Origin of the sequence: Prevotella sp. HCN-7019 (assembly GCF_037890215.1) — a bacterium.
Lineage (GTDB): Bacteria > Bacteroidota > Bacteroidia > Bacteroidales > Bacteroidaceae > Prevotella.
On record NZ_JBBKBO010000003.1, the window covers coordinates 487,663 to 494,080 of the forward strand.

The window sequence follows — 6,418 nt, forward strand, 5'->3', positions numbered from 1 at the left end:
CTTTTTTAATAAGCTAACGTAACAATATGACACAGAAACTTCGTGTCTCACGCTATTCCTTTCTGCCACTAACTTAAACCTATCATTCCATAGAAACAAATATCGTCTCTTACCAATCTTATTTCATATTCTCCTGACAAATATTCCGGCAATTCTATTATATCTGTACCAAATTCTACATATTCACTATACACTTCCTCTCCATTAGCAGAAACCAATGACAGCATACAGCCATAGCAACCATGCATCAGATATAACATATCTCCTTTGATACTTATAACAGGTTTAACCACAGGAATTTTTTCAACACCTTCATTATAATTATTTCCTGGGTCAATATATTTTATATTCAAATCAATGTTTACGAATATTGAGTCAGAAATAACAGGAGACGCAAATATTGGAGTAAACAGCACGGTGCATAAAATGAAAATAAGTGTTATTCGTTTTCTCATAAATTAAAAAATAAATAATTATCGATTAAAAATTGGTTATAGAACAGATTTTGCTGTTTGCAAATATAATCCTTCTGACAAACTAAACGGAAGAAAACATTCATCAATCATACACACCTGCATGAAATTATATAATATAAAATGCTGGTTTACAAATATTTACAATAAATATTACACAGATATGTGTAATTAAATATTTCAACATCATGATACCATATTATGACACATTCACGAATATATACATAAAAGCACCGGCTATTCATTAAACAAAAAGTATCCTGAAAAAAGAGTATAAAATGCTTTTGCGCATACATGCAGAGAAATGGCATACGTGTATAAACATACAATAAGCATCATGCATATTTAAAGATTTATTCCGGTATGAAATTTGCAAGTAAAAAGTAATTGCTGTCATATACAGTCAACTCAATTATAATAAACGTGAAATCATGAGACTCACAGTTCAAGACTGAGGGCAGCCAGAATGACATCGTCCATGTCGTAGTACCGATACTCTCCAAGCCTACCACCAAATATGATATTTGGAAAAATACAGGAAGCAGCATCACGATATTTGGCATAAAGACGATTATTGCGTAAATTGTTGACAGGATAATAAGCATCACATCCCGGATGCCACACAGAAGGATATTCGCGTGTGATAATTGTATATGGCAGACGTTCCTGCATTAGATTAAAATGTTTATGTTCGATTGTCCGCGTGTAAGGCACAACCGACGAAGTCTCATTTATCACAGCCATCCCCTGATAATCGGAAACTTCTACACGTTCTGTACGAAACTCCAGACCACGATAGTCCAACGATCCGAAACAATAGTCCATCAGTTCATCTATCATCCCTGTATATATAATTCTGCGGGCACGACCAAGCCAATAATACCTTTCCTTACAAAAATCCACACCTGTGATAAATTCCACCCCATCAAGCATCCGTCTGATCATGGCATGATAGCCATTTACAGGAATGCCCTGAAACCTGTCACTGAAATAGCGGCTATCGAACGTAGTCCTTACCGGAAGGCGTTCAATTATCTCAGCAGGCAATTCTGTAGCCGCACATCCCCATTGCTTCTCCGTATAACCTTTCACAAGTAATTCATATACGGTACGACCTATAAGACTTACAGCCTTCTGTTCAAGATTTTTTGGACAAGAATAAAACTCATTACGTCGTTCGGCTGTTATTATATCTGAAATGTCATGAGGACGCTTAGCACCGAAAATTTCATGAAATGTCATAAGATTCACAGGCATATGATAGTATCTTCCGTCAATATGTGCAAGAACTGTATGTATGTAATTATTAAAATCTGAAAAGTGTTGCACAAATGACCACACATGTTCATTGTCGGTATGGAAAATGTGCGCGCCATACAAATGCACATTTATGCCGTCTATCATTTTGTCACGTACATTACCCCCTATATCGTCACGCCTTTCAAGCACCAGACATTTCAACCCTTTTTGCCTGGCACGGTATGCTGTTACCGCCCCATACAGACCACTGCCCACAATAATAATGTCATAATCAAATGAATCCATATATTAAAGCTTTTATTATCACAAATAAAAAATATATTTCATTATTTTTTAGACCCATCACATACCATTACAGCACTGTCCGTTCCTTACTTGATTTTCAGTTTTTGCAGTCTCTTATATTACGGTCAAGCTCCGAAGTGCGGGACGATCCGAACAGTTTCAGGTTCAGCCGGCGACGGATGTTGCTCAGATTCTGAGGAGAGATGTCAAGAAGACAGGATATCTCGGAAGAAAGGAAATGGAGCTTTATGAGGATGGCTACCTTTTTCTCGTTCTGACTCAGACTGTTGGAACCAAGGTTGTTGATGAACGAAAGGAAGCGGGGATAGCGATTTTCCACATATGTGTTGAGACGCGACCAGTCTTTCTGACCGGCGCTACGGCCGTGGGCGGCCTGGTCGTGAAGATTCTTTATCAGGTCCGACTCCATGAGTTTCTGGAGTGAGGCCCAGTCTGCATCGGTGGAGGACATGTCCTGCATCTTGTCCAACTCTGCACGGAGACGACGGCCGGAGGCCTCGAGCTCTGAAGCAAGACGGCTGTTCTCACCTAAAGCGGCGGAAAGCTCACGGGAGATCTCACCGGAACGATGAAGGAGATCGGAATACATACGGTTCTTCTCAAGAAGCAGAGACTTCATGCGGAAGGAACGGCGGCGGTGCCACATATACAATTCGAGAACAACTATAAGGCTTATGACAGAAAGAAAGACTATCATGAGTCGGAGCTCCGACACCTCACGCTCACGGAGCTCGGCCTGCTGACGGTTGCGGGTGTAACGGTAGAGCGACTGCACACGCTGGGCTTCGCTTGAGGTGAGGCGGAGCCACGAACTGTCGTTGGCGTCGCAATAAAGACGGGCGTAATGGAATACTGAATCCGAATTACGGCGTGAGCGATATACCGAAAGAAGTCCGCGATAGGCCGCTTCTTTCTCATCGCGAGCACTGCCTGTCAGCATCTTTCTGAAATAATATTCGGCAGAATCGACACGGTTGCTGGCCAAAAGAGACAGACCTTTATAATAGTAATATAGTTCTAAGCCAGGTTTTACATTCCCGGGAGATGAAAAGATATCTCCATATTTTTCATATTTATGTAGACATGCCTCTGCATTTTTTATGTCTCCACGTTTAAGATAAATATCTATCTGGATAAATATTGCACGAGCTGCCTTATCCTTATAGCCACTATTCAAATATGCTGACGATGCAGAATCACTGATTTGCATAACCTTATTATAATCATTTAAAGCATAATAAATTCTCACAGTATTTTCAAAAGCACTTATTGCCATTCGAATATTATGAGCTCTCTTACCGCAGTACTCAGCCTTATGCCACATATCTAATTCTTCATCTATAAGTTTCTGGGAATGCAATACAATAGCAGATTGAGCATATATTTTATTTAAAATTGAATAATCGCAATCCTCAGCAGTCGTATCCGCGCATGCTGCAGCTTTCTGATAATATTCTAGTGCCGCCGGTGCCTCGCCGAGATCACGATATACACATCCGAGAAGATACCAGGCCATCATCTTCTCATTGGGTGTACCGTGATGGGAATAATATGCAGCAACCTCCTTCATGGTGCTGTCACTACGGAAATATACATTCGACTTGTTCATCGCCTTGGCACGTAGCAGTTCGTAACGCATACGACGTGATTTGGACAGGTAAGGAACATGAGGGGACATACTGTCGAGCATGCGCAACGCGGAAGGAGCCGAATCCATGTCTATTTCCATAAGGCTGTCGGCACGTACCATAATTATATCAAAACTGTTGTCGCCGCCTTTGCAACATAACATCAGAAAAAATAAAGGTAGAAGATACAGGAGTTTTCTCATCGGAAAGCTATGCGGTACAGAAAAGAATTTGTCAGGTTAAAAAACAAATCTGAAGATATATCGCTACAAAATAAACATATATATATAAAATATCAAAAACCGACAAGACATGACATCCAAAGATGCTCAGTCTGTGTCGGTCTATGATTTCTTAAATCTCACTCGTACTTAATACTCATCCTCGTTGAAGAGGAAATCTTCTTTAGTGGGATAATCTGGCCATATATCCTCTATGCTCTCATATACATCACCTTCATCTTCTATTTCCTGCAAGTTTTCAAGAACTTCCAATGGTGCGCCGGAACGCATGGCATAATCTATGAGCTCATCTTTGGTTGCGGGCCATGGTGCATCCTCAAGTTTAGAAGCCAATTCAAGTGTCCAATACATAATCTTTCTTTTTATATTAGGTTTTCTTATGTACGCACAAAAATAATAAAATTTACGCTATTTGCAAGAAATAGTGAAAGTTTTTTCTGCTGTATGACTAATAAAGTTTAAATTTCTTGCTAAAACAAACAGATAATCAGATAATCTGTTCATATAAGCCGACACCGCACTATCAATAGTATATTTTTCGGCCATTGAGAGCATACGGCGCTCAGCACGGCGGCTTATAGCGCGACAAACATGACACGTAGCGGCAGAGGGCGTTCCGCCTGGAATGATGAACGAATGGAGCGGAGGCAATGAGCTCTGGATGCGGTCTATCTCGCTTTCAAGACGGGCTATGTCTGACGTGGTGACTGTTTCAGCTGTCGAGGTGCCTGCAAATATGCTTCCAATACGAAAAAGCTGGATCTGTATTTCTGCAATAAAATCCTTATCCGGCCCTTCACTCATAAGGGATGAAAGCAGACCGAGGTATGAATTCAATTCATCCATCACTCCATAGAATTCAATACGTTCATCGGTTTTGGTTGTACGTGTGCCTCCAGGCAGGGATGTGGTCCCATTGTCACCGGTACGGGTATAGATTTTCATTTTCTGGTTTTAGAAATTGACTATATAATTTTGTTTGATACGTTTGTCGAAGAATAATATGCCGCAATAATAGAGATCGAACGTCACACCTGTGCGTGCGTCATCCCTTAACTGTTTCCATGTATTACGTGCCTCACGGTTGTGCTTTATTCCGTCAAGTATCATTATGGCATTATCCGGCATATTGTCGATAAGTGAGAGCGGTATGTCACGAGATTCGTCATACAGATTCACCCGAAGAAGTATCGGTATCGGAATGTCATCGGGGTTCTTACAACAGAAGTCCCGGATACTGTCAATATTCAATATATCCGTTTTGCGGCATCCTGCTTTGACATATCTGTGGAGTAGCGGATCTTTCTTTCCGATACTGATAAAGGTCTGTGGCTGCAGGAAATTGGCTATCCGGAAATACAGCTTATACAATTTCTCGTCAATGAAACTGGTATCAGGAAATTCCTTTCGCAGATCATCGTATGCATAATATGGATAATGTTCATTCACCACATATCGTATGAAACGATATGCGGAGGGCGACTGGACTCCGAAACCACGACAATGAGTGATACGGCTCAGCCATGTCAACACCTCACGAAATCTATAATTATGCCGTATATGCACAGATATATATGATTATGTATTTTATCAAACCATTAGAAAGGGCCAAAGCCCGACACACACAGACTGTAAATAATCTGTCATGCCTTAACACATCTTGTGCAAAGATACAATTAAATCGCGGAAAAGCAATAATCGCAATAGTTTATATCGACATACATCGAGGACAAACTGTATTATGTAAATAATGTATATATTGATTTTCTATGTCCTCCTTATTTTGTACATGCAAGTGTCTTTTATTTTAATGGAAAACAAATACAGTCGCAACATGGCAGAAACGTTTTTATACTTAAATAAAAACTCATGGCATAATGCCTACCTCATTCAAAAGCATTGAACAACGGCGTCCTTCACTCAAGAATCATTCCTGCAGATACCATATATTTATCATATGTATATTTTGTAACAGTACATAAGCGGTATCGACAACCATTCGTACCCAAACAGACAGCTCCTATATCATACATGCAGACGCATTCCGCAACACATCATAACAGGTGTACGCAAGAAAGAAAACAAAACTACTCGGATCCGATACAGGCATATTTGTCACATAAATCCTTGCCTGCCGCCCAAAAGTCAATATCGCATTACAAAACAGCCCGAATGAGCACCCGATAAAGTCCATTTCATGCTCTGAAACAGTACATATCATGCCCTGAAACAGCCCATATCAGGAGTCAATATGCACCATTCCGCAGCTCAATAAAGCCTGTTCCGCAAGCGCTCTGACACACAACGGCATAAAAAGACGTAAAAAGCGGCAAATTATAATTTTATGTCTGTCTCACACAGAAATAAAATTATACATAATATTCCACAGACAAACACACATACATATATTATTATAATAGGTGGTAGGAAGTATAAATGACCGGACGCGGAACTGTACAATGACCGCGGCCTCCTGCACCAATAATAAATATATAACAAAAAAAGAGAG

At 40.2% G+C, this 6,418-nt stretch carries 6 protein-coding genes; all 6 read right to left on the minus strand.

What is annotated here, in order from left to right; translation table 11 throughout:
• Positions 1–68 precede the first annotated feature (68 nt).
• The gene (locus tag WKT13_RS07035; RefSeq protein ID WP_340323357.1) at positions 69–455 is read right to left on the minus strand and encodes a hypothetical protein; all 387 of its coding nucleotides are present in this window, start codon (positions 453–455) and stop codon (positions 69–71) included.
• A gap of 456 nt (positions 456–911) precedes the next feature.
• Complete coding sequence (glf, locus tag WKT13_RS07040; RefSeq protein ID WP_340323358.1) at positions 912–2,018, minus strand: UDP-galactopyranose mutase; 1,107 nt, start codon at positions 2,016–2,018, stop codon at positions 912–914.
• A gap of 97 nt (positions 2,019–2,115) precedes the next feature.
• Complete coding sequence (locus tag WKT13_RS07045; RefSeq protein ID WP_340323359.1) at positions 2,116–3,789, minus strand: tetratricopeptide repeat protein; 1,674 nt, start codon at positions 3,787–3,789, stop codon at positions 2,116–2,118.
• 249 nt (positions 3,790–4,038) lie between these two features.
• Entirely contained in the window at positions 4,039–4,260 is a 222-nt protein-coding gene (locus WKT13_RS07050; protein ID WP_021992446.1) for a DUF2795 domain-containing protein, read from the minus strand.
• A gap of 57 nt (positions 4,261–4,317) precedes the next feature.
• Positions 4,318–4,854 (minus strand): cob(I)yrinic acid a,c-diamide adenosyltransferase, encoded by a 537-nt coding sequence (locus tag WKT13_RS07055; protein WP_340323360.1) that lies wholly within the window; start codon positions 4,852–4,854, stop codon positions 4,318–4,320.
• 9 nt (positions 4,855–4,863) lie between these two features.
• Complete coding sequence (locus tag WKT13_RS07060) at positions 4,864–5,442, minus strand: hypothetical protein (protein ID WP_340323361.1); 579 nt, start codon at positions 5,440–5,442, stop codon at positions 4,864–4,866.
• Between the last annotated feature and the right edge of the window lie 976 nt (positions 5,443–6,418).